The 22726-nt window shown below is 62.8% G+C and carries 28 protein-coding genes; 16 read left to right on the top strand and 12 right to left on the bottom strand.

Annotation, left to right across the window (positions count from 1 at the left end):
* Positions 1-91: 91 nt before the first annotated feature.
* Positions 92-547, top strand: coding sequence for a very short patch repair endonuclease (locus ACSQ1X_RS21705; RefSeq protein WP_436059423.1), 456 nt, complete (start codon positions 92-94; stop codon positions 545-547).
* Positions 548-731: 184 nt separating this feature from the next.
* Entirely contained in the window at positions 732-920 is a 189-nt protein-coding gene (locus tag ACSQ1X_RS21700) for an Lsr2 family DNA-binding protein (RefSeq protein WP_436059422.1), read from the top strand.
* A gap of 49 nt (positions 921-969) precedes the next feature.
* Here the strand turns inward: ACSQ1X_RS21700 and ACSQ1X_RS21695 are convergent, their stop codons facing one another.
* Both ACSQ1X_RS21695 and ACSQ1X_RS21690 read right to left on the bottom strand, forming a co-directional pair.
* The gene (locus tag ACSQ1X_RS21695; protein ID WP_436059421.1) at positions 970-1578 is read right to left on the bottom strand and encodes a hypothetical protein; all 609 of its coding nucleotides are present in this window, start codon (positions 1576-1578) and stop codon (positions 970-972) included.
* A 370-nt stretch (positions 1579-1948) separates the two neighbouring features.
* Complete coding sequence (locus ACSQ1X_RS21690; protein ID WP_436059442.1) at positions 1949-2524, bottom strand: recombinase family protein; 576 nt, start codon at positions 2522-2524, stop codon at positions 1949-1951.
* 387 nt (positions 2525-2911) lie between these two features.
* Between ACSQ1X_RS21690 and ACSQ1X_RS21685 the strand changes: the two genes are divergently transcribed.
* The 3 genes from ACSQ1X_RS21685 to ACSQ1X_RS21675 all read left to right on the top strand — a co-directional run bounded on the left by ACSQ1X_RS21685 (position 2912) and on the right by ACSQ1X_RS21675 (position 5197).
* Positions 2912-3424: a hypothetical protein gene (locus ACSQ1X_RS21685; RefSeq protein WP_436059420.1), complete on the top strand. Its 513-nt coding sequence runs from the start codon at positions 2912-2914 to the stop codon at positions 3422-3424.
* Positions 3425-3685: 261 nt separating this feature from the next.
* Positions 3686-4297: a recombinase family protein gene (locus ACSQ1X_RS21680; RefSeq protein WP_436059419.1), complete on the top strand. Its 612-nt coding sequence runs from the start codon at positions 3686-3688 to the stop codon at positions 4295-4297.
* A 387-nt stretch (positions 4298-4684) separates the two neighbouring features.
* The gene (locus ACSQ1X_RS21675; protein ID WP_436059418.1) at positions 4685-5197 is read left to right on the top strand and encodes a hypothetical protein; all 513 of its coding nucleotides are present in this window, start codon (positions 4685-4687) and stop codon (positions 5195-5197) included.
* A 549-nt stretch (positions 5198-5746) separates the two neighbouring features.
* Here ACSQ1X_RS21675 and ACSQ1X_RS21670 read toward each other — a convergent pair.
* From ACSQ1X_RS21670 to ACSQ1X_RS21640, 7 genes are all read right to left on the bottom strand, one after another.
* Complete coding sequence (locus ACSQ1X_RS21670; RefSeq protein ID WP_436059417.1) at positions 5747-6274, bottom strand: hypothetical protein; 528 nt, start codon at positions 6272-6274, stop codon at positions 5747-5749.
* 178 nt (positions 6275-6452) lie between these two features.
* Positions 6453-6599: a hypothetical protein gene (locus ACSQ1X_RS21665; protein WP_436059416.1), complete on the bottom strand. Its 147-nt coding sequence runs from the start codon at positions 6597-6599 to the stop codon at positions 6453-6455.
* A gap of 25 nt (positions 6600-6624) precedes the next feature.
* Positions 6625-6897, bottom strand: coding sequence for a hypothetical protein (locus tag ACSQ1X_RS21660; RefSeq protein WP_436059415.1), 273 nt, complete (start codon positions 6895-6897; stop codon positions 6625-6627).
* A gap of 30 nt (positions 6898-6927) precedes the next feature.
* Positions 6928-7320: a hypothetical protein gene (locus tag ACSQ1X_RS21655; RefSeq protein ID WP_436059414.1), complete on the bottom strand. Its 393-nt coding sequence runs from the start codon at positions 7318-7320 to the stop codon at positions 6928-6930.
* A 6-nt stretch (positions 7321-7326) separates the two neighbouring features.
* Entirely contained in the window at positions 7327-7638 is a 312-nt protein-coding gene (locus ACSQ1X_RS21650) for a hypothetical protein (protein WP_436059413.1), read from the bottom strand.
* Positions 7619-7951, bottom strand: a complete 333-nt coding sequence (locus tag ACSQ1X_RS21645) for a hypothetical protein (protein WP_436059412.1) — start codon at positions 7949-7951, stop codon at positions 7619-7621. Before ACSQ1X_RS21645 ends, ACSQ1X_RS21650 begins: the two co-directional genes overlap by 20 nt.
* 204 nt (positions 7952-8155) lie before the next feature.
* Positions 8156-8812 carry a helicase associated domain-containing protein gene (locus tag ACSQ1X_RS21640; protein ID WP_436059411.1) on the bottom strand — a complete coding sequence of 219 codons (657 nt, stop codon included), beginning with the start codon at positions 8810-8812 and terminating at the stop codon, positions 8156-8158.
* 429 nt (positions 8813-9241) lie between these two features.
* Here ACSQ1X_RS21640 and ACSQ1X_RS21635 point away from each other — a divergent pair, with 429 nt between their 5' ends.
* The 3 genes from ACSQ1X_RS21635 to ACSQ1X_RS21625 all read left to right on the top strand — a co-directional run bounded on the left by ACSQ1X_RS21635 (position 9242) and on the right by ACSQ1X_RS21625 (position 11677).
* Positions 9242-10267, top strand: coding sequence for a DUF4192 domain-containing protein (locus tag ACSQ1X_RS21635; RefSeq protein WP_436059410.1), 1026 nt, complete (start codon positions 9242-9244; stop codon positions 10265-10267).
* 184 nt (positions 10268-10451) lie between these two features.
* Positions 10452-10601, top strand: coding sequence for a hypothetical protein (locus ACSQ1X_RS21630; RefSeq protein ID WP_436059409.1), 150 nt, complete (start codon positions 10452-10454; stop codon positions 10599-10601).
* Positions 10602-11116: 515 nt separating this feature from the next.
* The gene (locus tag ACSQ1X_RS21625) at positions 11117-11677 is read left to right on the top strand and encodes a hypothetical protein (RefSeq protein WP_436059408.1); all 561 of its coding nucleotides are present in this window, start codon (positions 11117-11119) and stop codon (positions 11675-11677) included.
* Positions 11678-12072: 395 nt separating this feature from the next.
* Here the strand turns inward: ACSQ1X_RS21625 and ACSQ1X_RS21620 are convergent, their stop codons facing one another.
* On the bottom strand, positions 12073-12375 hold the full coding sequence (locus ACSQ1X_RS21620) for a hypothetical protein (protein WP_436059407.1): 303 nt from the start codon (positions 12373-12375) through the stop codon (positions 12073-12075).
* Between the two features lie 274 nt (positions 12376-12649).
* Between ACSQ1X_RS21620 and mobC the strand changes: the two genes are divergently transcribed.
* From mobC to ACSQ1X_RS21605, 3 genes are read left to right on the top strand one after another with little or no spacing between them, the layout of a single operon-like run.
* A complete protein-coding gene (gene mobC / locus ACSQ1X_RS21615; protein ID WP_436059406.1) occupies positions 12650-12991 on the top strand; it encodes a plasmid mobilization relaxosome protein MobC in 342 nt (113 codons plus the stop codon).
* A 2-nt stretch (positions 12992-12993) separates the two neighbouring features.
* Positions 12994-14604 carry a relaxase/mobilization nuclease domain-containing protein gene (locus ACSQ1X_RS21610; RefSeq protein WP_436059405.1) on the top strand — a complete coding sequence of 537 codons (1611 nt, stop codon included), beginning with the start codon at positions 12994-12996 and terminating at the stop codon, positions 14602-14604.
* Between the two features lie 29 nt (positions 14605-14633).
* Positions 14634-15866, top strand: coding sequence for a hypothetical protein (locus ACSQ1X_RS21605; RefSeq protein WP_436059404.1), 1233 nt, complete (start codon positions 14634-14636; stop codon positions 15864-15866).
* Between the two features lie 68 nt (positions 15867-15934).
* On the opposite strand, the gene ACSQ1X_RS21600 is transcribed toward ACSQ1X_RS21605, so the two are convergent.
* Positions 15935-16162 (bottom strand): hypothetical protein, encoded by a 228-nt coding sequence (locus ACSQ1X_RS21600; RefSeq protein ID WP_436059403.1) that lies wholly within the window; start codon positions 16160-16162, stop codon positions 15935-15937.
* 23 nt (positions 16163-16185) lie between these two features.
* A complete protein-coding gene (locus ACSQ1X_RS21595; RefSeq protein WP_436059402.1) occupies positions 16186-16626 on the bottom strand; it encodes a hypothetical protein in 441 nt (146 codons plus the stop codon).
* A gap of 237 nt (positions 16627-16863) precedes the next feature.
* Between ACSQ1X_RS21595 and ACSQ1X_RS21590 the strand changes: the two genes are divergently transcribed.
* The 5 genes from ACSQ1X_RS21590 to ACSQ1X_RS21570 all read left to right on the top strand — a co-directional run bounded on the left by ACSQ1X_RS21590 (position 16864) and on the right by ACSQ1X_RS21570 (position 22701).
* Positions 16864-18135 (top strand): cytochrome P450, encoded by a 1272-nt coding sequence (locus ACSQ1X_RS21590; RefSeq protein ID WP_436059401.1) that lies wholly within the window; start codon positions 16864-16866, stop codon positions 18133-18135.
* 153 nt (positions 18136-18288) lie between these two features.
* Positions 18289-19653, top strand: a complete 1365-nt coding sequence (locus ACSQ1X_RS21585) for an MFS transporter (RefSeq protein WP_436059400.1) — start codon at positions 18289-18291, stop codon at positions 19651-19653.
* 46 nt (positions 19654-19699) lie between these two features.
* Positions 19700-20023 carry a 2Fe-2S iron-sulfur cluster-binding protein gene (locus tag ACSQ1X_RS21580; RefSeq protein ID WP_436059399.1) on the top strand — a complete coding sequence of 108 codons (324 nt, stop codon included), beginning with the start codon at positions 19700-19702 and terminating at the stop codon, positions 20021-20023.
* Between the two features lie 3 nt (positions 20024-20026).
* Positions 20027-21274 carry an NAD(P)/FAD-dependent oxidoreductase gene (locus tag ACSQ1X_RS21575; RefSeq protein WP_436059398.1) on the top strand — a complete coding sequence of 416 codons (1248 nt, stop codon included), beginning with the start codon at positions 20027-20029 and terminating at the stop codon, positions 21272-21274.
* 59 nt (positions 21275-21333) lie between these two features.
* Positions 21334-22701 (top strand): MmgE/PrpD family protein, encoded by a 1368-nt coding sequence (locus ACSQ1X_RS21570; protein WP_436059397.1) that lies wholly within the window; start codon positions 21334-21336, stop codon positions 22699-22701.
* Positions 22702-22726: the final 25 nt, after the last annotated feature.

Genomic DNA, 22726 nt, shown 5'->3' with positions numbered 1-22726 from the left:
GAAGGAGACAAGGGCGGACGTTCAATGATCCCTCACTTTGGAACCGCCCGCAGTCTCGCCTTGTTAGAGGATCGCAAGCCAACTCAGCTTCATGGTCGCCTCACGCGACTTGAAGTCCGAAACCTATGATGGACACATGGCGGACTTCATGAGTCCAGAGCAGCGCAGCGCGCACATGGCCAAGATTCGGTCCGTGGACACAAAACCGGAGATGCGGCTTCGTCGGCTACTGCACGGAGCTGGGTACCGATATCGTCTTCATGATCCGCGGCTACCAGGTAGACCCGATCTGGTATTTGCGGGGCGCCGGAAGGTGATCTTCGTCAACGGTTGTTTCTGGCACGGGCATCAATGCCCGGTGGGAGCGCGATTGCCAAAATCCAACACCCAATTTTGGGCAGACAAGAGGCAGCGCAATCAAGAACGCGATGTGAAACAGCGCGGACAGTTGGAGGCCCTGGGATGGAAGGTTGCAATTGTATGGGAGTGCGAAGTAAATACAAGTCCCACCCTGATCCGGGACGTGGCGGCCTTTCTTGACGGATGACGGATGACGGATGACGGGCAGCGGGGAGCGAGAAGTCGTCTCGGCTGGGCAAGACCATCAGAGGGCTACGGCGGTCTGATCGATGATCTTTCCGGGGAGGATCCCAGGAAACCATTCGGTTCTCCGTTGATGGCAACCACTACGAAATCGACCTCTCGTCCGACAACGCCGCTGACCTGCGCGGGTGCTGGAGTCGTTCGTCTCCCACGGGCAGCGCGTCCGCAGCACATCAGGGAGCCGGAGCGCCAAGACCCGATCGACCGGCAGGGAAGAGACTCAGAAGATCCGTGAGTGGGCCATGGGCAACGGGTACAGCCCTAACTCCCGCGGACGCATCAGCGGGGACATCAGGAAAGCCTGCGACGCCCACTAAGCAACCCGTCAGCCCCGTCCTACGCCCGCGCTCCTCGGTCCGTCTTGGTTCAGGGTTTTCGTTTCGGATCGCCGAGCCAAAAGAGCGCGACGTCGACGTCTCTCGCAGTCCAGGTGTGTCCGTGCACAGCTGCCGTGGACTGTAGATCTCCTACCAGCTTCATGTAGCGTCCGTATCTGCCGGGCGCCGCGGAGAGCGTGAGATCCAATATCTTCAATCCAGCTCGGGCGCGGCGGTCGTACACCGCCATGCGCTCGGGAGCTGCTGCCAGCAGGAGAGCCGACGCGAGTGCATCTCCCGTCTTGAAGCCAGGCAGCTCTGAAAGTGCCCGCCGGCCAGCAGAAGCCGCTTGAGGTATGAGCAGCGACTTGTCAGTTACCGCAGACACCGCGTCCTCCGTAACGGCTCGGACCTGTTGTTCTCGCATGGTCATAAGGTCGCTGACCCACGGTGTGTTAGCACGGAGGCGCTTCCAGAACAACAGGGCACCGATATCGGCTTTGCCAATGCTGCCCGTGGCGAGAATTCGGTCAGCGACTTCGTTGAGCACCTCGTCGTACGCCGTAGAGGTGCTTGATTTGTAGTCGGCATGGGACCTTCGAAGGGTCTCCCAAGCCTGCGTGCTGAGGACTTGGGCTGTGTCGTCCGGCGGGTTCATGCTCCGACGATGCCACAAGTCGACGCTTCGTCCAGGTATCACGAGCGGGCGCTTCGGCTGAGTCGTGAGAGTTGTGAATCGCAGCGATAAATGGTTCTGGCACGAATTTCGTGAATCGAGGACCGGTGTACGCGATCCGGCGCCGGTAGCAGCTGTGCGCCCGTCGCGACAGCATCCCGCATCCCGAGCGCGGGAACGCACTGTTCGCGCGGGTCCGGGCCGATATCCGCGCCGTCCCCGTCCGCCCGGCGCACCTGCTTGGCAGCGCCTTGTCCAGGCACGGGAACACCGCCCGCAGCGAGGATCCGTCACCGTTCACGAAATTCGTGCCAGAGCCCGATAAATGGCGTCCTTTTCACGGCGCTAAATGTCAGGCTTGGGCTGGTTGCGCGCGTTGGAGCTCGCGGTAGATGGTGGCACGGGAGACGTCGAATAGTTCTGCAAGCTCCGTCTGGGTGTGGGTGCCGGCAGCGTGGACGGCGAGTAGGTGGCGACGTTTGGCGGCGGTAAGTTTGGGTTGCTTCCCGCGAAGCTTGCCCTTGGCTTTCGCAATTGCCATCCCCTCGCGGGTTCGCATCCGGATCAGGTCGGCCTCGAACTCTGCGACCATGCCAAGGACGTTGAACAGCAGCCGGCCTACGGGATCGGCGGGATCGTAGATCGATCCTCCAAGGCTAAGGACGACGCCCTTCCGCGTTAGCTCGTCGGCTATGTCGCGTGCATCTGGAAGCGAGCGTGCCAGACGGTCGAGTTTGGTGACAACAAGGGTGTCGCCGGAACGTACCGCGGCCATCGCTTCGCGGAGGCCAGATCGGGTCCTGTTGGCGCCGGTGAGTCCTTGGTCGACGTGAATGTTCTCGGGGGCTACGCCAAGTGCGATCAGGCCTTCGCGTTGGGCCGTGAGGTCTTGGCCGTTCGTAGAGACGCGCGCGTATCCGATTTTCAGTGCAGTCTCTGGCCCAGTGTTTCAGTTACGGGGCCCTCACCGTGCATTTAGTCGTGCGGGGTAAACGTGCGTGTCGAGGCCAGCAACGGCGCGGACGTCTGTCAGTTTCAGAAGTCGTCTGCACGGCGTGTCAGAAGTCCTCTACTCCGAACCGGTGATGGGGCGGTAGCGAATGTCTGGCGGTCAGGTTCCACTTAGTGCCGATTCAGCTACAGGCGACCGGCGCCGGGCCTGACATTTCATTTGCTGTCGGTGCGGCTGCACTGATCAGCTGGGCAAGCAGGTCCCGCATGGCAAGGCCTGGACCATTTGGACGATCTACGTCACGTACTAATTGGAATAGTGCTAGAGTACGTGACGTAGTGTTCCAGTGAACAGGAGAGAGCCATGACCATCACCCCAGCCACCGACCCGGCCGCGGAGTTCCAGTACGTCCCTGTACCCAACGAGCACGTCCGTGCCGTGCTTGTCTTCCTCGGAGAACGGCTTTCGACTTCGGCCGTCACACCCGCCACCCCCATCGAGCCAACTGCTAAGGATGCGTTCGTCACCGATCAGGCAGCGATCGACAGCTGGACCGACGAGAATCTGATCAAGTTCTTCGCGATGGACACCAAGACCAACGTCATCGTCGGACGAATGCTCCGCCACCTCTCCGGCCACCCCGGCCCGGACGGCGCTCTGAGCACCCGTGAGTTGGCGGAGGCGCTGGACGTGGACTACTCCGTCATGAAGAACATCCCGACTCAGGTCAGGCGCACGCTGGGCAAGCACTTCCCAGAGTTGACCAAGCCTTGGTGCGCGCAGTCCGGGCCCAAGTTCACGCCGCCGCGTCCCAACGAGGTGTTCTTCTGGGTCACGGCTGAGCGCGCGGCTCAGTTGAAGCGCCTGCGTGGCTGACGCGCGGCCTCCTTACAGGAACCTTTAGCGGGCGGCCGGTCCCTCCACCGCGGCACCTTCCGCCCGTCGACTGCGGCGCCGGGCGGAGCGTTCATGGCTGGCCTGACGATGCAGCTATTGCGTCTCAGTTCCTAGGAAGTGGAACGCCCAAGGTATGCCCCTTCGAAAAATGGCGACACGCGACCAGATTCCGTTCCACAACTATCTTCTTTTGGACGTCCCGTCCGGGGCGTGCAGGATAAGTATCGGTACAGTGGGCTCATGGATATTGGGTACGCCCGCGTCTCGACCGCGAAACAGGACCTTGACCGGCAGATTGACGCACTGCGAGGCGAGGGGATCCCCGCCAAACATATCTATGTGGACAAGAAATCCGGATCCACGACAAACCGGCCCGGACTGCATGAAGCCCTCGACCAGGCCCGCGAGGGAGACGTTATCGTGGTGCACACCCTGGACCGGTTGGGCCGTACCGTCCGGGACACCCTGAACCTCATCCACGACCTGGCAGGCCGCGGTGTCGGGGTCCGGAACCTGGCTGACCCGATCCGGGTTGATTCCGCCAACCCGGAGGATCCGATGTCGCAGCTGGCAGTCGTGATGCTCGCGCTCTTCGGCCAAATGGAACGAACCTACGCGATCGAACGCGCAGCCCATGCGCGTGCCGTCGCTGTCGCTAAAGGCAAACGGATTGGCCGGCCCAGCGTGATCGATCCAGCGAAGCTTGCCTATGCCGCCCACCTTCGCGACCAGGAAAATCAGTCCATCTCCGAGATCGTCGAAGCCACAGGTATCACTCGCTCCAGCCTTTATCGTTACCTGCCGCCCCGTCCGCCGGAGACGCTGACCGCCGAGACCCAATCCAACGGCTAGAAGTCCCGAACGTCATTGGCGGTTCGTGCAGGCGACTTCAGACAGAATGGCGGTTGGTGTACGCGACTTCCGACAAAAACGACGGTTGGTGCAGACGACTTCGAACGCTTCCGTGTCAGGAGTCGTCTACACCAGCCCCGTAGTTCCGCGGAATCCAGTGCAGACGACTTCTGAAACTGACAACGTCCGCGAGCATGTTTGGGTGCGCGCTGGACGACCGGCTTACGGACACAAGGCGTCCAGCTACCGGGCCGTCACCGGGGCTGCTTCGGATCTTGGACCCTACAATGGACCGAGTTGGGAAAACGGTCTTGGAGATGGGGGCAAGTAGTGGGGAAGTTTGGGCTATCAGCTACGGAAATTGGCTCCCGGATCGGCGCGAACGCCATGGAGGTCAATCGCCTGCTGAAGGATCAGGGGATCCTCTACGGCGAGCCGGGTGCATACGGTCTCACGTCGAAAGGTGAAGAGTTCGGAGTTCAGCGGTACCACGACAATGGGTACGGCGGCTTCGCCCACGTGTCTTATGAGACGACACATTTCGACCCCAGCATCACGGACGTGCTTGACTCCTCGCCTGAAAAGCTCGCGAAAGTGCGTGCGGACATCTCTGCAGACAGGCAAGCACAGCGGGCCGCAAGGAAGAGCGCGGAGGCCGAGGCGGATGCAAACTTCCGGGCATCCGAGGCCGACAAGGAAACGGCCGAGGCCGAGAACGATATTGACCCCAAAGTATGGCTCATGGTTGGCGGCACCCTGGTCGCAATCATCACCTTTATCGGCGTGAAAAAGGGCATCGATTTGTACAAGCGCAAGAAGGCCGAGAAGGCCGAGAAGGCCGAGAAGGCAGCACAGGCAGAGTCTGGCTCGGGCGCGTCGAGCGGTGTCGAAGGGAAGTAGCGCCGCAGTCGGCTTTCCAGCTTGCTGTTGGCTGGCGCCTGAGTGAAAAGTAGCTGGTCGCCCGCGTAAGGATCGGCTTGCGGGCGCCAGAGGTGACAGTTAGCACCGTGAAAACCCCGCCATTTATCGGGTTCTGGCACGAATTTCGTGAATCGGTGACAGGTGTCCTCGATCCGGCGTCGGTAGCAGCTGTGCGCCCGCCGCGACAGCATCCCGCAGTCCGAGCGCGGGAACGCACTGTTCGCGCGGGTCCGGGCCGATATCCGTGCCGTCCCGTCCACCCGGCGCAGCTTCGCCAGCGCCTTGTCCAGGCACGGGAACACCGCCCGCAGCGACGATCCGTCACCGTTCACGAAATTCGTGCCAGAGCCATTTATCGCTGTGATTCACAGACTATGACAGGTTTGGATGGCGCACTCGATTCTCGATTCAAAGGAATCTTGAATACCTTCGTTTGTGAGAATCAGGGCTACCACCAGACGTGCGGGGCTGGATCTGACGAGTCTCTGGGCTACGGGCCGTCTGGCGCTCCTGATTGGGCCTGGGGGTTCACTGTTTGTCGGCCCAGCGCTCGTGGGCGGACTGCCGGCTGATTCCCACGGCGCGGCCAATGTCCGCCCAGGACGCTCCGGCTGACTTCGCGGCTGCAACGGTCTTGTCCAGCCGGTGCCCGGCTTGGTTGTATTCACGCGCTGCCGCCTCCACTCCGGCCACAGCTTCCAGCGGTGCGAGGTGGGCTTTCCACTCGTCGTGGATGGCGTTTTCGACCTCGCTGGATGCGTGTGCGAAGTCATCGGGAGAAAGGTAGTCCCGGCGGCGGCTGAAGTCGGCGGCGGTCGGCGACATGACACGCTCCCACAGCTCGCCTTGCCAGCCGCACCCACAGGCTCCGCGCCAGCCGATGATCTCGCTGTCCGGGATTACTTCGTAGTCGGGCAGCATCTTGTCCGGCTTGTAACGGCCGGTGATGCCCTTGACGAGCATTCCTTCGCCCGTCGATGATGCGGACAGCCGTCCGTCGGGTGCAACGGCGGCCGCCCACCCCTCGTGTTCGTTGTCGTTTGATATCCAGCCCATAGCGCGCACCCTTCTGTCAGGTAATCCTGACGGCCAGTATGTCAGGGACCCCTGACAAAGACCACAGCAACGCCTACTAAGCGGACGCCGCCAAAATGCCTTCTAGAGCCAGCTGTGTCGGAGTGTTCGGCTCTCGTCCTCCGCGCTGAGGCTGGCACGACCGCAAGTGAGGGTGGGGTTAGCGTTCCGTGCGGATCGCGAGGAGTTTATAGCCCTCTGAGATCTTTCCTGCGAGGGCTTGGCGGGCTTCCTCATAGGTGTTGCCTTGGGCGCTGACGCGTTCATAGCTGCCATCGGGGGCTTGAACCGTGCCGGTAATCTCCACCCGAACACCCTATGCTCGCCGGAACCTATAAGGCCTCCAGCGTGTCCATCTCGGCGGCGTCCAGCAGCGCTGTTGAGTCTGCGCCGGTGGCCCGGGCCAGATCGTCCAGGGATTTGAAGTGGACCCGGGCGAGAGCGATGGCCACCAGCTCCAGGTAGGCGGTGCCGTTGCGTTGTTCGAGGTCGCCCAGATAGTCGCGCATGCGCGACTCCAGGGCGCCGGGTCCTTCGGATTCTTCCGCGGCGAGCCGCGTCAGCGTCAGGGCTGCCAGATCCGGGTCGTCGTAGATGAGTCCCATGGACCCACGCTACGCACCCCGCCAGCGTGGTCAAGGGCCAGTTCTAGCGCAGCGGTGGGATTCCAGCGCGCGCAGCAGGGGAGCGGGGGCGCCTTTCAGGTGGTCAACGGGGCGGGCTCCGGCAAGTTCCCTCGAGGGGGTGACCATCCAGACCGTGAAGCAGTTGTGCGGGATCTGCAGCTCCATTGCTCGCTGGAACAGCTCAAGGACCGGCGGGCGGAGTTGTCCGCCGGGGAGGAACTGGAATCCCGGGCAGAAGGTCCCGTCGTCAATGAAGACACGCACGAGCTGCTGCATGACGGGTTCGGGGTCTTCCATCAGCTCGGAGAGCCGGCGGCGCACTTGCCCGAGAGCCGGCAGCGTGATTTCCGTCCTGATCCCTTCCCAGGTCTGATCGCTGATCGGCTGGCGGTTTAATGTCATCGTGGCCTAGTCGCTGATGTTTTCCAGGAGCCATTGGGTGGAGAGCGGGACCCGGCGCAGCGTGAAGGTCCGCAGCGCGGAGTTTGAGGACCCGAGACGGACCTGGATGCGCCAGTATTCGATGCTCACCAGGTCCCCGCTGCCGACGGCGGCCGTGCGCCGGGTGTCCCACCAAGCGTCCCGGGTGAACCAGTGCACCGGATCGGCGGCCACGGCCCAGATGCGGCCCTCATGCCGGACGGCCAGGGGAGTGCCGGCCGGGGTGAACCGGACATCGACGGCAACGTCGAGGGTTGTTTCATTCGCTACTGCTGTCACGGTCTACGCGCTCTCCCAAGTTCCTGTTCATCATTTCTTCCCGGCGGGTGACCGCCGAACTCCACACCCAGGTCCGGTAGGTCACCGGCCCGTCCTTCCACGTCACTTCCACGGCCTTGGCCGTCCAGACATACACCTTGCCGTCCACCAGCTCGGCACAGTTCGGGAACCGGATCCACGCCTTCACCGGGATCCCGGGGAAGCCGTTTTTGGCGGGGAAGTGCTCGAAATCGAGCTCTTCGACCGTCAGCCCGATCGGGCCCGCCCGCCGGGCATACTGCGCCTGCAGCTTGCTCGCCTGCTCCGGGTTCATACCATTAGTCTAGAACTGATATTCGATTGCATATTTTCTATCTAGTAAATACATTCGAATATGTGTGGCCGCAAAAAGCGGCCCGGAAGCCGCTGTGAACTACTCTGCACGCAGGCACCGACATTACAGCCGGTTGCACACCCAGCGGGGACAGCCTTGAGCTTCGTCAGGGCTCCGCCTGCCCACAATGGGCACAACCAGCGGCTACTGCCGGGGAGGGCGGCCCCGGGTCCTCCCTACCTGCCATCCGGGAACTGCGTCGTCCAGGAGCTTGAGTTTCACTGGATCGAGTTCGCCGCGGCGGCATGTGTACCGCTGGGTGTGGATCCACACTCCGAGGGTGTGTTCACGGTCCGAGTCGGTCTTCCCGTGGCGCGGCCAGTCGTTGCCTTCCTCCCGGAAGTCCACGAGCTGGGCGAGGCGATGGTGCCAGCGGGCTTCATCCTCAACTTCCCTGCGGTTTTCCAGCCACCCCGGCACCCGGGCAAGACCGTCACGGTAGGCCAGGTCCAGGGTGCCGTCGGCCGCTTCGCGCCGGCGCTCGGACAGCCACCGCGCCATGGACCGTTCGCCCCGGTCGCCGGAACGGCCGACGGGCAGCCAGCCTTCGGCCAAGGCCCAGGCGATGACTTCTTCCATTCGGGCGAGATCCGTGGGCGAGGGGTACGGAATGGGTGCGGCGGCGGAGGCGGCCTGGTGCTCGGCCTGGAGCCCGGGGTCTTGGCGGCGGGCGATGGCCAGATGGTATCCGACGGCGGCGGGCTCGGCGCGGACGAGGGCAGCGATGCGTTGCCGGCTCAGTCCGAGCCGGTACATCAGCACCCATTCGGCGTCAGGAGCGCGCCGCAACCGCCTGTCCATAATGGACCCTATCCTGCCACGGCCTGTCCACAAGACGAGCGGGCACCGCGGGACCAAAGACACTGCTCTGGCGTCCGCTGGCGCGGCCGACTGTAGGGTCCAGTGCTGTCCGTCGCAGGGCTCCGGCCATCCCTGGTCCTTTTGTGTCTACGACGTCTTTTGGCTGCTGTCCTGACGGATTGTACGTGTCCGCTCCGGCCTGTCTAGCCCCTCCTTCGTCGGGGCCTGCGGCCCGCAGAATCGGCTCCGGCGCTCCTTCGTCGCTGAATTCCTCCGCAGATTCCACGGTCCTTGCCTTCGGTAGACAGGCCTCCGTCGGCCACAGCTCCGCAAGCTTCGCCAGCAGCCAAAAACAACTGTGAGAAGGGGAGCTGGCCGGTCACCTAAGCCGCCCCACCCACCGGAATCCTCAGCAAAGGACGACAACCCATGAACGACGCAATCCGCATTTCCTCCCCGGCCGACATCCTTGGCTTCATCCCGCACGCACTCGGGTTCGCCCCCAAGGAGTCCTTCGTTTTCCTGACCCTGCGCGGGAACACCCTCGGCGCCACACTCCGCGTCGACGCGCCCCTGTTCGGGGATCCTGTCGGTTTCGCGCGGGCCATGGTGGACTACCTCGCGGTAGACACGCAGGCCACCGCGGTCCTGCTGGCCATCTACACGGACGACGCCCCGGACGCCGCGGCGCAGCGCCCGTTTCACGACCACGTAGAAGCCGTGATTCAGGAACTGGAGATCGCAGGAACCCCGCTGAAAGACGCGTGGCTGGTCACCTCGGAGCACTGGCAGAACCTGCTGTGCGACAGCGACGCCGGGTGCTGCCAGCCCGAACCGCTGGAGTCCATCACCGATGGGCAACTGAACGCGGAAATGGTGTTCCGGGGGAGCAGCTACCAAAAGGAACCCGGCACCACCTACGCGCCGTTTACCGGTCCCGCGGACACCTCCGAGCGGATCCGTGAGGCCCTGCCCGGAGTGTTCGCCGGAGATCTGAACACCGGCCGGACACTGTGGGCCGATGCCCTGACCCGTGTCGGTTGGGCAGACCCGGCAACGACAGTGGAGCTGCTGGCATGCTTTCAGCGCCCTGACCTGCGCGACGTGATGTTCTGCAACGTGATCGACCCGGCACGGCCCGACGCGGAGGGGAGCGGGGACCTGCTGATCGGGCAGGGAATCACGCCGGACTGGAACCGGGTCGACCGGGCACAGGATGCGGCGCGGCTCCTGATCGACGCGGCGCCGGAAGGCTACCGTGCGCCCCTGCTGACCCTGACCGGCTGGCTGGCGTACCTCAAAGGCCAGTCATCCGTGGCCACAGACCATTTCGCCCTCGCCATCGCGGACACGCCCGGCTACCGGCTCGCTGAACTGATGGAACAGCTGGTGAACCGGGGAACCATCGCCCCGGTCGCGCAGGACGCCGCCACCGCGTACAAGAGGCACCGCTAGGACAAACGGGGGGGCGGACCGGCAACGGTTCCGGGCCCCCCGGGCGGCGGCGGCCTCCCCCGCTGGCGCTCCTCCGGCCGCCGATCAACGCTGACGCGGGCGCAGCAACACGAGAGAGGCAAAAGACTGCCGCCGGGCTACAGTGAGAGAGCAACGGACACCACTCACGCCAGAGAGCAGCATCATGAGCCACGACTTCATCCTCACGGACGACGACGCCGCACCCGCAGGCGCCACCCACACCCAGGACGTGCTCGAGCTGTCCATGCTGACCATGCAGCAGGGGGCCTCCGTCGTCGACATCTCCTGGGAAAAATCCCCGCTGGGCCAGTAACTTCCGCAGCGACGACGCTGCACCACAAGGTTTCCTTTTGCTGAGGGAAAAACTGAGGCCGGCCCCCTACGGGCCGGCCTCACCTCGTTAAGTGCCGCCCCAAAGGACCTCGCTCCGCTCGGGCTGCAGATTTCCCTTTCCGTTTAACGACGCAAACTCTGAACGGCCGTGGCCCCGCACCAGGCAATGTCAGAATCTCTCCGCCGATGCCGTATCCGGCGGTGAGTCCCATGGCACGCTCCTGCAGAGGGCCGTGAAGCACAACAGCCCCGGAGTTTCGGAGATCCGTCGCTGTTGTTTTGGTGCTGCTTACGGGGCGACAGTGAGGACGGGGCCGATGGCCTTGAAGTCCAGGCGCCGGGATGGTCTCCCTGTCGCTCTCATGTGCGCGGACATGACCTTCTGCCTTCCCGCTGCATATAGATGAGTAACCCGGCCTTGACAAGTATAACCACTACAAACATACTTGAGTCACCCGGGAGCCTTATCTATAACTTTCCAACCAAGGAGCACCAATGCTGCACATCACCGTCACCGCCAAAAAGCCTGTCAATCCTGAACAGGACGGTCTCGGCCGCCCGTACGTCGGCTATGAAGCCGGCATGACTCAGGATGAAATGTACGAGGCCAACCACGGCGAATGGGCAATCGGGGCCCGCGGCCAGAAGGAGCGGTACGCGCTGTTCTCCTTCGGGCGGACCGTCATCCAGGCCGTCGAAATCGACTCCCTGGAACGCACCACCCTGTACGGGCGGAACCCCGAGGAGAAGCGCGACGACCGCTACACGATCCACGGCAAGATCCTCAGCGAGGGACACCCGGTCTTCGACAAGTACGTCGGCCACCCGAGCCCCGTCAGCGCCGCCCGGAACCCGGTCCGCTACTTCGAGGACACTGACTTCGACGGCGAAGCCGGCCAGCCTTGCCGGTGCGGCTGCGGCGAGATGACGACGGGAGGCGACTTCGTCCCCGGCCACGACCAGAAGGCCATCCACGAGCGCATCGCCCGGATCGGTACTGTTGCCGAGTTCCTGGACTGGATGGACGTCGTACGGCCCGCTTCTCTCAGTCGATAGGACCAGGAATGCCCGGGCAAAGCCTCTCGAAGGGCAGGGCCCGGGCCTTCCTTGTGCCCTCTCTTAGCCGAACGGATGCTCCTGAGCCATTCAGTCACCGACAAGAGGCTCCGCGGGCTACTGCTGCGAAGCTCTTGCTCTGTGTGATTCCTGCTGAAAAGAACCCGCCCGCGGTCGACGGTGAGTCGGCCGCGTTGAGGCTACGAACCATGGGGAACTTCTCCGACCCGGCCCGCGCGTTATGGAGCCTGTGCACAGCCAGCGCTTACCCGGGGTGACGCGGGCTGGGTGGTGACGCGGTGGTTGTGTGCGGGCGGTCAGATGGGTCCCGTCGTCCAGATGTGTGCGGGAAAAGCCCGCAGGAAGTAGCTTTTGCCGTGCCCGTGGGCGAGGGGTTACTTATCCGAAGCACCAGTCACGTGAGCCGCTTCTGGGGCAGCTTTCCGGCCGCGCGGACGGCCGCCGGCCTTCTTGGTCGGAGCGTCGAGACCGAAGCCGCGCAAGTCGGATTCGGTCCAGTCTGTACGCAGGGCCGTCTGGTAGTCCTTGGCGTACTTCTGCTCTGCTGCGACGAGCAGCCGAGCAGCCTCCTGAACCTCCACACCGCTGGCAGCTGCCGTCTTCACGGCGTTAACTTTGGCGTCCCGGGCGGCGTCAATCTTGGCGGCGGCTTTCGCGGTGATTTCGTTGATATCCATGCCCAAACCCTACCGGCCACGGCTGACGCTCGGCAGCAGGTTTTCTGATTCTCCGCACACGAGACGACGAAACCACCGAAGCCAACCGTCCGGAGCAAGCTATACACTTACACGGGTGTAAGTGGCTTGTCGCGCTCGACACTGGCGGTCGAGTGCGGCACACTGGTCAGTGTGGTCCCCGGTTCCGGGGTCGCTGCGCTGGGCCTTTGAAGGGATGGATTGAATGTCGGATGAGGGATTCACTCACCGTTTCAATCTGTCGCGCCGACGTCGGGTGAACACTCCCGCCGGCAGCAAGAAGCGCCGTGACCTGTGGGTCACTGTTGAAGAGGAAGCCGCGCTTGTCGCCAGGGCCGAACGCGAGAAGGTGACCGTCCCGAACCTGCTGCTTACCTCGGCATTGTCCGAGGCGCAGGAGACGACAACCGAACGACGTGCCGCTATCGCGGAACTGATGTCCCTGCACAACTTGCTGGCGCGTTCTTCGAACAACATCAACCAGCTCGCACGGCAGGCCAACGCCACGAGCGAGTTCCCCGCCGAGGCGCACGAAGCGTTGAAGCACCTCCGCTCCGTTGCGATGCGCATTGACCGCACCATTGAGGGGTTGATGTAGGGATGATCCCGAACATCACCCGCGGTTCACGTATGGGCGGGCTCATGGTTTATTTGGCCTCCACGGACGCCAACAAAACGAAGAACGCACACTCTGATCCGCACCTTGTAGCGGGCGACGCGGCGATCATGGCGTGGTACGACGATGGTGTTCTGGACCGGGACGATGCGCTGGCTATTGCCAAGCATCTGGACCAGCCGCGCAGGGCTTATGGCGTATCGGTTCAGATCAAGGACATGCAGTGGGATGCGGCCAAGAAGGAGCGCGTTCACGTCGGCTACAAGGACGCGAGCGTGTGGCATTGCTCGCTGAGTCTGCGCGCCGAAGAGGGCGCCCTGACGGATCAGCAGTGGGGCGATATCGCCAATGATTTCGTGGATTCCATGGGCTTCACCGAAAGCAGCGGAAAGGCCCGCTGCCGGTGGGTTGCGGTCAACCATGGCACGAGTGAGAACGGCAACCACCACATCCACCTGGCCGTGTCCCTGGTCCGCGAAGACGGCACCAAGGCATCCACCCACGGCGACTACAAGAAGGCTCAGGAATCGTGCCGTGAGCTGGAGGTTAAGTACGGGCTGGAACAGCTCTCCACCGTGCACGCCACCCGAGGTTACGACCGGGCCGAGAAAGCCACCGCTGTCCGGGACGAGCGGGAAATGCACCGCTCCTCTTTGGCCCGGAAAGTCCGCGCCAGCGCCAGCTCCTCGGCGACCGAAGGTGAGTTCGTCCGGCGCGCCCGCGACACCGGCATGCTGGTTCGTCCGCGCTATGCGAAGAACACCACCGACGTCATCGTCGGGTACTCCGTGGCCGAACGCCCGAAGCAGGGCGAGCGGCCTATCTGGTTCGGCGGCGGCACCCTCGCCTCCGACCTGAAGCTCGGTGCTTTGCGTGAAGAGTGGATGGACTCACCGCAGCTGGCAACCGAGGCCGCAGCGGAATGGAACGCAGCGGCCCGCAACAGGCGCACCGTGTCCAGGACCGGCCCCGAAAACGGAACACCCCCGGCGGAAATGTGGGTCGAATACACGCGGAACGCGACCGCACTGGTTGAGCAGCTGCGCACACTGCCCCGTGACGATCACGCCACCTGGGCGAAAGCAGCAAGGGAAGTATCCGGCGCGTTCGCGGCATGGTCCCACCGGCTCGAACCGACCCCGGGTCCGCTGGCGGCCACCGCCGCCGAACTGTCCCGCACCGCCCAACTCCGGGCACCACGCCAGCACAGCAAGCCCGTCGCACTGCCGTCCATTGCCGGCACTGCCATGTTGTTCATGGCCGCGTCCAGCAAGAGCAAAACGGCCGCTCAGTCCGCGCTCATGCTGCAACTGGTGAACACGGCTTTCGCTATCCACGAGATGCACCAGCAGTCCGGACGAACCCGTGAAGCGCAACGGCTCCGGGCCGTCGTCACAGAGCAGCTGAAACCATTCGCAGCCACCATGCCCCGCCCGGTCACCGTCGGTGCACCGGAACAGGCAACGAACTCCGTAGAACTTGGACTGCGCGGCATGGCGCCCATCCGTCCAGGGTCAGCGGTACCGAGCACACCAACGCCGGCCAAAACCCACCAGCACACGGGCCGTGAGTCCGGCCCCGTACTGGACCGATAACGACCACCACCAACTGCAAGGGGAGCACGATGAGTGAATCAGACGGAATGGACGAACTGCTGGACGGCGGCATGCGGCAGTCCCTCATGATCGCCTCACGCATTGCCGAGACGCTGGCCCGTCGCCGGCAGGAATCCCAACGGCAGCAGGAACACCAAGATGCCCAGGCAGCGCACGAAGCCCAGGCCCGCCTCACGGCAGACCGCAGCGCAGCGCGAGCGGCGCTGGCACAGGTAAATAAGGACCAGTGGTGGGACAAGGCCCAGCCCCACGACATCGCCACGGCCCACGCCGTCGCTGAAGGCTGGAAAGACCACGACCCGGCCGCCCTCGCGGCCTCAGAAAAGATCCGTCAGGAAGTCTTCACGCGCTACGGCATCGATACCCGCGAGGCCGGCAAGGACTCTGGATACCTGGAATCAGATATCCAGCATGCCGCCACGGACAAGGCCCGGCAGGACGCACTGGAACGCAGCCACGAAGAAACCCGCACGGCGGCCACCGAACACGAGAAGGCCATGGGCCTGCTCGCTGCCGCCCGCGCCGAAGAACTCCGCGCGCAGGCCGTGACGCTGGCCCCGGAAATGGAACGCCACCAGGTGCCGGCCGAATACCTGGCCAACCCCGAGCTGGCCCAAGCGCTGCAGACCGCTCACACTGCTAAGACCCCTGCAGCAGTGGCGGCCGCGGACGCCACCGTGCAGGAACGCATGTTCCTCATCGGCAAGGACGGCATCAACGGACCAGACCTTGACCAGCTGCGGAAAGAGACCACCGCAAACATCAACGGCGCCGGCGACTCACACTTCAAGGATCCCGGGTTCGCGAAAGCCGCCAAGGACATGCACGAAGCCAAACTCCTGGCAGAGGGAGGCTTCACAGGGTCCGAACGGACGCCCGTGGAACAGCGGTACCAACGAGCCGAAAAGGAACTCTTCGCCCGCATGGAAAGCGTCGGCCGCGATATCGAAACCCGCGTCACAGGCAACCTCAGCCGCCGGCTCAAAGACCAGGGCCTCAAGACGGAAAGCACGTCAGCAGCCGACTACGGCTCCGCGGAACGCAATGAAGCTTTCGCAGTATCCCTGGCCACTACCGGAGCCAATGAAACCCAAGTCCGAGGACGCGCCGCTGCGGAACGCAGCGAGGGCACACACCCCAGCGCAGCCGTCACCATGGGTAAAGGCGCAGCCAAGGCCAAAAGGACCCGCACAGGGGCAGCAGTCGGTGCAGACAGGACCAAGAGCGGCCCCGCACGTTAAACCCAAAATGAGGCAAGGAAGGGGTGTCACCTATAACAGTGACACCCCTTCCCCTTTGTTCCCTCTGTCTAGAGGCGTACTTCTTCTCTACGTTCTACGACGTCCATCGCCCCGCGGACGGCGGCATCCTTACGCTGTACTTCCTCGATGATGGCCCACTTGAACGCATCAAAGGCTCCTGAAAAGCCGGCTCCAATTACAGTCCCTATGAGTCCCACAAGGGCCAGAACCCTCTGGATTGTGTCTCCCAGCTCTTTCTTGCCATCCTCGGTCTTCTGCCACTCGTAGTAGTCCAAGCAAAGCTGACAACCCCAGCGTCTCAGGACCCCGCGTTCAACAATGTCCTGGCCTCGGCCAGGATCCGTTCGGGGTCATCGAGAAGGTCCACGGGCCGGGCCCCGTCCAGAGAGCTGCTTGGGCGCACAAGCCATGAGATCATCGCCGACTCGTGGCGCACCGCCTCCTCGGCAGCGCGCAGGAGGTCATGGAAGACCGGCAGAATGGTTCGCGATTCGGGGTCGATCTGAAATCCGGGGTAGAGCACCCGGCCGCCGCGGTGGATCGCGACCAGCCGGCCTTCGGAATAGAGCCTGCGGACATCGTCCGGGTCCGCGATCCCCAGCTGGAGAGCCATCTCCTGCGAGGTCAGCAAGCCGAACTCGGCGTGCACAAACCTCCACATGGCCTCGGCTGCCTCACGGCTGCTGGTTTCTTGGCCGGGAACTGGCTCCGGGCTCTCGACGTCGTTGTTGGAATCCACTGGCACCTCCTTGGGTCCCAAACAGAGTAGCCCGGGAGCTTGCCGGACCCGGGAGGCACGCACCGCGACGGACAGCAGGCTCGCAGCCGGAAGTGCGCTGCCTTGCCTGACCACCAGTCAGAGGGCTCCATACATGAAAAAAATCGAAGTTTATGTGCGGAATTCTTCACTTTACTAAAGGTATGTGGGCTGTGACTATCGACACATAGACATTGTGATCAAGGAGGATCAGCTGCAATGACCCAATCCACAGACTCTGGTTGCCCGTTCGGGCAGACGGCGCGGCCCGACGATTCCGCCGTTCAGGTTCTTGACCACGCCGATACTTTTCAGCAGCCCCCGGTGGCGGATTGGGTCGATCTTGCTGAGCTGTCCCGTGATCCTTACCCGACGTACGAGCGCCTGCGTGAAGAGTCTCCTGTTGCGTGGATTCCGGGCTTGAACAAGTTCCTGGTAACCACCTTCGAAGGCTGTCGAGAAGCCGAGTCAGACCAATCGGTGTACTCGGCAAACGTCAGCAGCGGGGCGATGGCTAAGGCTCTGGGTGCACGGCCGATGCTACGCAAAGATGATCCGGAACACGCAGCCGATCGCAAAGCGGTCAATTCCGCGCTGCGGCCGAAGAATCTAAATGAAGCGTGGGTCCCCAGGTTCGAACGCAATGCCCGATTCTACTTGGACGCGTTGAAAGATCGAGGTCCGGAGCACGCTGATCTGAATACAGATTTCGCGGCCCCTTTGGCTGCTCAGAATTTGATTGATCTCCTCGGACTGGAGGATGCCGATGCATCAGACATGCAAAGGTGGTCCTCTGATTTCATTGATGGTATTGCCAATGTCTTGGACCGTGCCGACATATGGACCCGCTGTGACGCCTCGCAGGAAGAAGTTGATGCGGTGCTGAGGGAACTCATTCCCTACTACCGCCGCACACCGAATTCATCTTTGATTTCGGCTCTCGCCAACGGCGGCTTGAGCGACTTCGATGTTGCCGCCAACGTCAAGCTGATGATTTCCGGGGGCATGAACGAGCCGCAGCATATGATCACAAACTCGATTTGGGCCCTTGACCAACACCCGGAACAGCGCATGCGAGTGTTGAACGGTGACGGTTTGTGGGATGCGGTCTTTGATGAGACTGTCCGCTGGCTTTCTCCAATTGGGATGGCCCCACGAGAGACGACTCGCGCCACGGTGCTTGAGGGTTACTCACTGCCCGCGAACGCATCTATCGGGCTCGGACTGGCCTCGGCCAACCGCGACCGCCGGCATTTTGGACAAGATCCTGACGACTTTGATATTTCACGGCCCAAGCAATCACACATGGCGTTCGGTAGCGGAGTCCACCTCTGTGCAGGACAGTGGGCTGCGCGAATCTCGATAGGGCGCATCGCGGTTCCCCTGCTCTATGAAGAGCTTCCGGAACTGCGGGTCGACACTGAGCGGTCCGCTGTTTGGAACGGCTGGGTATTCCGAGGCTTAACCCAGCTTCCCATTACCTGGTCCTGAACCACACACCGGCGCACCAAGGTTCCGGCCCCGCACCCCACATCCCACATCACGCAGATAGGGTTGCGGCCCTTCCCGTTAGGGCCGCAGTTACCCGCACCCCCTACGCAATGGTCCTGGCGCATTGCTTCACCCCCTTATTAGGAGTTTGTTATGTCAGCTTCAGCTTCTGCTACCCACCCTCGAGGAGTATTGAGGGCCCTGCCCCCGGAAAAACGGCGGGTCCTTGTTGGAACCCTCGTCGGAACGTCCATTGAGTGGTACGACTTCTTTATCTACGCCACCACGGCTGCGATGGTATTCGGTCAGCTCTATTTCCAGCCTCTCGGTGCCGACAGCCCTGCAGTGGCGCAGATCGTCGCGTTCGCCTCCATCGGTATTAGTTTCCTTTTCCGACCCCTTGGTGCCATCATCGCCGGTCACCTCGGAGACCGCCTGGGACGCAAGAAAATGTTGGTCGTTACACTTCTTCTGATGGGCGGCGCAACCGCCACCATGGGCATACTGCCCACATACGCCCAGATCGGCGTCTGGGCCCCTGTCCTCCTTATGGTCCTGCGAATCCTGCAGGGACTTTCAGCCGGAGGCGAATGGGGCGGAGCTGCGCTCATGGCCGTGGAGCATGCTCCCAAGGGCAAGCGGGGCCTGTTCGGGGCATTCCCTCAAGTAGGTGTCCCCGTCGGCATGCTGATGGCGTCGTTGGTTCTTACCGGGCTGACACTGCTCGTTGGTCCTGAAGCGTTTGTCGCGTGGGGATGGCGTATTCCCTTCCTCCTCTCGGTTGTCCTCATCGTCTTTGGCTTCTTTATCCGCAGGTCGGTCGATGAAAGCCCCGCTTTCGCGGAACTTCTCACGCGTCGGCGCCAGTCCTCGGCACCTCTGGGCCTCTTATTCAAGGGGCACTTCAAGGACGTAGCCAAATGCGCTCTGATTTTCATGGGAAACAACGCTGCCGGCTGGCTCCTCATCGCCTACATTTCCTCCTACGCCACCAAAACCCTGGGCATGGCACAGACTCCGGTGCTTGCCGTAATCAGCCTTGCCGCGGTGGCCTGGCTGGCCACCACGCTGTGGAGCGGAGTGGTCTCCGACAAGATCGGGAGGGTCAAGACCTTTCAGATCGGCTACGCAGCTGTCATCCTCTGGATGATCCCGATGTTCCTGTTGATCGACACAGCGAACATCTGGTTCCTGGGGCTGGCGACCATCGTTCTAACCTTCGGGCTGGGTTTCGCCTACGGGCCCATGTGTGCCATGTATGCAGAAATGTTCCCCATCGAAGTCCGGTATTCCGGCGTTTCCATCGGATACGCGATAGGAACCATCCTTGGCGGTGCGTTTGCCCCAATGGTTGCGCAATTGCTAATTAATGCGACCGGCTGGTCCCCCTCAATCGGGCTTTACATCATTGCCCTCAGCATCATCTCCCTTGTCACCGTCAGCACCGTCAGGGACGGCCGCAACAAAGACCTCGGAGTTGCTCCCACCGTCCAGCCCGAAGAAGCCCGAGCCAGTTGACCCGAGGCCGTCAATGCTTACCAATCCCTTGAACCCAGGAGAAACCATGGCCACAGTAACTTTCGCCCAGCCTGATGGGTCCGAACGTCGCCTTGAAGTTCAGGTTGGCACAACCCTGATGCACGCTGCCGTCAGCAACGGAGTAAAGGGCATCGTCGGCGAATGCGGCGGACAGGCGATGTGCGCGACCTGCCACGTCTACGTCCGACCGGAATTTTTGGACGAACTTCCCGAGCCTGCCGAGGACGAGGACGAAATGCTTGATTGCACAACCGCCGAGAGAACCGACCGGTCGCGGCTTGGGTGTCAGATCCAACTGGGAGATGGCCTGGATTCCATCGTTGTCGACATTCCGGAAGCCCAGCGTTAGGCCATGGCTGTCGTCATCATAGGGGCAGGACACGCCGGGCTGCAGGTCGCAGATTCGCTCCGGTCCGCGGGCTACGCCGCCAAGATAACGGTGGTTAGCGACGAACCAGGGCTTCCGTACCAGCGACCTCCACTCTCGAAGGATTATCTGTTGCCGGGCAAGAAACCTCTGCCCTTACCTCTGCGGGCGGCATCGTTCTTCACCGAAAAGGACGTCGCTCTGCAGGAAGCCGGCGCGGTCGCCGTCAACCGCGAGACCCGCACCGTTACCCTGGCCGACAACGCGGTCTTGGCGTACGACTGGCTCGTCCTGGCCACGGGTGCCCGTACCCGCGGACTGCAGTGCCCCGGCGCACAACTCCCGGGCATCCATTCCTTGAAGAGGCTCTCCGACGCAGAAGCACTGCACGCGGCACTGCCCTTGGCGCGCCACGTCGTGGTGATCGGTGCAGGATTCATCGGTTTGGAGTTCGCCGCTGCGGCTCGCGCTCACGGCTGCAGCGTAACGGTTCTTGAGCATGGCCCACGTCCCATGGGCCGGGCGCTGACCCGGCCAACAGCAGACTGGTTCGCTGCTGCTCACCGCGAATTGGGCGTGGACTTGCGCCTGGGTGAGGGCATCACAGCCTTCGAGCCGGGCCCGGATGGACGCGTGGCAGCCGCCATCTCCACGACCGGCGCAACCTACGCCGCCGATCTCGTGGTCGTGGGCATTGGCGTCACACCCAATGACGGGCTTGCAGCCGAGTGCGGACTACAAACGGACAATGGCGTAGTCGTTGACGAGGCGCTGCGGACTTCTGATCCGGCGATCCTGTCCGTCGGCGACTGCGCGAATTTCCCAAACATCCATACAGGAACACGCACACGGCTCGAGTCCATTCAAAACGCAACCGATCAAGCACGCAGCGCTGCACATACGATTGTTGGCCGCGAAGACCCCTACGTCGATCTTCCGTGGTTCTGGTCAATTCAAGGCCCCCACAGGCTCCAGATCGCGGGGCTGTCCGACCCAGCCGATGACACGGTAACCGCGGGTGACCTGGGCGGGGCAAAGTTTTCCACATTGTGCTTTCGCTACGGGCGCCTGGTGGCCGTTGAATCCGTCAATTCCCCAGCAGATCACGGCGCTGCCCGCCGGCTCCTGGCAGCAGGTCAGGGACCCACCAAAGAAGCCGCGGAACGCGAAGGTTTTTCGCTGCGGCAATTCGCCGAGGAGACGCGCTCAGCCGCCCCTGCCGGCGCCAGATGAGCCGCTGAACCACCCCGTCCGGTCACCGTGAGGGTACTAAACACTATGAGGACTTCACCATGAATATAGAGCGCCAGCTCGCCGCGTTTATCCGGAACGTCCAGGCCGAGGAAGCTCCTGGGCACGTCGTGGGCACCGCGAAGCAAGTGATCCTGACCGTCTTAGGCACGGCCCTCGCCGGGACAGGAGAGGACGGGATTGCCAGCCTTCGTTCCGTCCTTGTCCAACGTGGCGGACAACCGGAGGCCACGACGTGGGTCTTTGGTGACAAAGTGCCGGCTTCAAGCGCCGCGCTGCTCAACGGGGCAATGGCCCGGGCCCTGGACTACTGCGACGCCATGAAACCCGGGCTGCATCTGGGCTCCTCAGTTGTGCCCGCAGCCTTGGCGGCGAGTGAACTCTTTCAGGATTGTTCCGGGCAGGATTTTCTGGCGGCCGTCATCGCCGGACTTGAGACCGGCTCCAGGCTCAATCTGACTGAAGAGCAGTACGGCGGGTTCGACCCCACGGGGGTTGCAGGTGTTATGGGTGCAACAGCCGCGGCGGCACGTGTGGCCCGGCTGTCGGAGGACGAAACGCTCCATGCCCTGGCGCTGGCGTTTAACCGCTGTGGCGGCAGCTTCCAAAGCAACATCGATGGGTCGTTGGCCGTTCGACTTATCCAAGGCTGGGTGGCTCAAATCGCGATTGAGTGCGTACAACTGGCCAGGGCAGGGCTCACCGGTCCGCGCAATTTTCTCGGCGGCACGTACGGCTACATGCGGCTCTTCGGCCGCGGCAGCGAAGACCCTGCTACTTTGCTCGAGGGCATCGGCATTGAGTACGAGCTCACCGGGATGGTGTTCAAGAAGTTTCCGAGCTGTGGCGTGACGCAGAGCGTCACTGAACTGGCCTTGGACGCGGTCCGAAGCCCCGGATTCGATGTCGACGACATACAGGAGGTCGAGGTTCATCTGCCGCCGTACGCGTTTCGACTCGTTGGGCATCCTTTTGAGATGGGCGACACGCCGAAGGTCAATGCCCAGTTCAGCGCACAATACTGTGTGGCCAACGCGCTCCTACGGGGCGATTCCCGTCTTGAGCACTTCCGCCCAGAGTCGGTTGCTGATTCCTCTGTTGGCGCCCTGATGCAACGCATCAGGGTCAAGCAGGCGCACGAGTTGGATGAAGTGGGTCATACCGCTGCACGCTTGACCATCGACCGTTCAGGGCACCCGGCCTATTCGCGCTCCATCGAGACCGCCCCAGGGTTTCCCGGCAACCCGCTTTCCCAGGAAGAACACCTGCAGCGGTTCCGGGACTGCCTGAGCTATGCCGGGCAGAGCATACCGGCCGAGCGGGAGAGCTCCCTCGTGGCCTCAGTGGATTCCCTGGAAGACATCGACGACATCCGCTCCCTCATCAAACAGCTCAGTCCTGACCTCTAAACCCCCACTCAGATCAGACCGGGTC

The organism is Arthrobacter sp. LjRoot78 (assembly GCF_964254335.1).
Taxonomy (GTDB): Bacteria; Actinomycetota; Actinomycetes; order Actinomycetales; family Micrococcaceae; genus Arthrobacter.
The sequence above is the reverse complement of the archived record's forward strand: the minus strand, read 5'-3'. Positions and strand labels throughout refer to the sequence as shown.

What these genes read in the sequence shown, in the direction of transcription:
- ACSQ1X_RS21645 (WP_436059412.1), bottom strand. Translation starts at nt 7,951, where the DNA reads ATGAACCCGGAGCAGGCGAGCAAGCTGCAGGCGCAGTATGCCCGGCGG.
- ACSQ1X_RS21655 (WP_436059414.1), bottom strand. Translation starts at nt 7,320, where the DNA reads ATGACATTAAACCGCCAGCCGATCAGCGATCAGACCTGGGAAGGGATC.
- ACSQ1X_RS21570 (WP_436059397.1), top strand. Translation starts at nt 21,334, where the DNA reads ATGAATATAGAGCGCCAGCTCGCCGCGTTTATCCGGAACGTCCAGGCC.
- ACSQ1X_RS21705 (WP_436059423.1), top strand. Translation starts at nt 92, where the DNA reads ATGGTCGCCTCACGCGACTTGAAGTCCGAAACCTATGATGGACACATG.
- ACSQ1X_RS21635 (WP_436059410.1), top strand. Translation starts at nt 9,242, where the DNA reads ATGAACGACGCAATCCGCATTTCCTCCCCGGCCGACATCCTTGGCTTC.
- ACSQ1X_RS21620 (WP_436059407.1), bottom strand. Translation starts at nt 12,375, where the DNA reads ATGGATATCAACGAAATCACCGCGAAAGCCGCCGCCAAGATTGACGCC.
- ACSQ1X_RS21660 (WP_436059415.1), bottom strand. Translation starts at nt 6,897, where the DNA reads ATGGGACTCATCTACGACGACCCGGATCTGGCAGCCCTGACGCTGACG.
- ACSQ1X_RS21675 (WP_436059418.1), top strand. Translation starts at nt 4,685, where the DNA reads ATGGAGGTCAATCGCCTGCTGAAGGATCAGGGGATCCTCTACGGCGAG.
- ACSQ1X_RS21670 (WP_436059417.1), bottom strand. Translation starts at nt 6,274, where the DNA reads ATGGGCTGGATATCAAACGACAACGAACACGAGGGGTGGGCGGCCGCC.
- ACSQ1X_RS21680 (WP_436059419.1), top strand. Translation starts at nt 3,686, where the DNA reads ATGGATATTGGGTACGCCCGCGTCTCGACCGCGAAACAGGACCTTGAC.
- ACSQ1X_RS21610 (WP_436059405.1), top strand. Translation starts at nt 12,994, where the DNA reads ATGATCCCGAACATCACCCGCGGTTCACGTATGGGCGGGCTCATGGTT.
- ACSQ1X_RS21695 (WP_436059421.1), bottom strand. Translation starts at nt 1,578, where the DNA reads ATGAACCCGCCGGACGACACAGCCCAAGTCCTCAGCACGCAGGCTTGG.
- ACSQ1X_RS21585 (WP_436059400.1), top strand. Translation starts at nt 18,289, where the DNA reads ATGTCAGCTTCAGCTTCTGCTACCCACCCTCGAGGAGTATTGAGGGCC.
- ACSQ1X_RS21590 (WP_436059401.1), top strand. Translation starts at nt 16,864, where the DNA reads ATGACCCAATCCACAGACTCTGGTTGCCCGTTCGGGCAGACGGCGCGG.
- ACSQ1X_RS21605 (WP_436059404.1), top strand. Translation starts at nt 14,634, where the DNA reads ATGAGTGAATCAGACGGAATGGACGAACTGCTGGACGGCGGCATGCGG.
- ACSQ1X_RS21625 (WP_436059408.1), top strand. Translation starts at nt 11,117, where the DNA reads ATGCTGCACATCACCGTCACCGCCAAAAAGCCTGTCAATCCTGAACAG.
- ACSQ1X_RS21575 (WP_436059398.1), top strand. Translation starts at nt 20,027, where the DNA reads ATGGCTGTCGTCATCATAGGGGCAGGACACGCCGGGCTGCAGGTCGCA.
- ACSQ1X_RS21685 (WP_436059420.1), top strand. Translation starts at nt 2,912, where the DNA reads ATGACCATCACCCCAGCCACCGACCCGGCCGCGGAGTTCCAGTACGTC.
- ACSQ1X_RS21580 (WP_436059399.1), top strand. Translation starts at nt 19,700, where the DNA reads ATGGCCACAGTAACTTTCGCCCAGCCTGATGGGTCCGAACGTCGCCTT.
- ACSQ1X_RS21630 (WP_436059409.1), top strand. Translation starts at nt 10,452, where the DNA reads ATGAGCCACGACTTCATCCTCACGGACGACGACGCCGCACCCGCAGGC.
- ACSQ1X_RS21640 (WP_436059411.1), bottom strand. Translation starts at nt 8,812, where the DNA reads ATGGACAGGCGGTTGCGGCGCGCTCCTGACGCCGAATGGGTGCTGATG.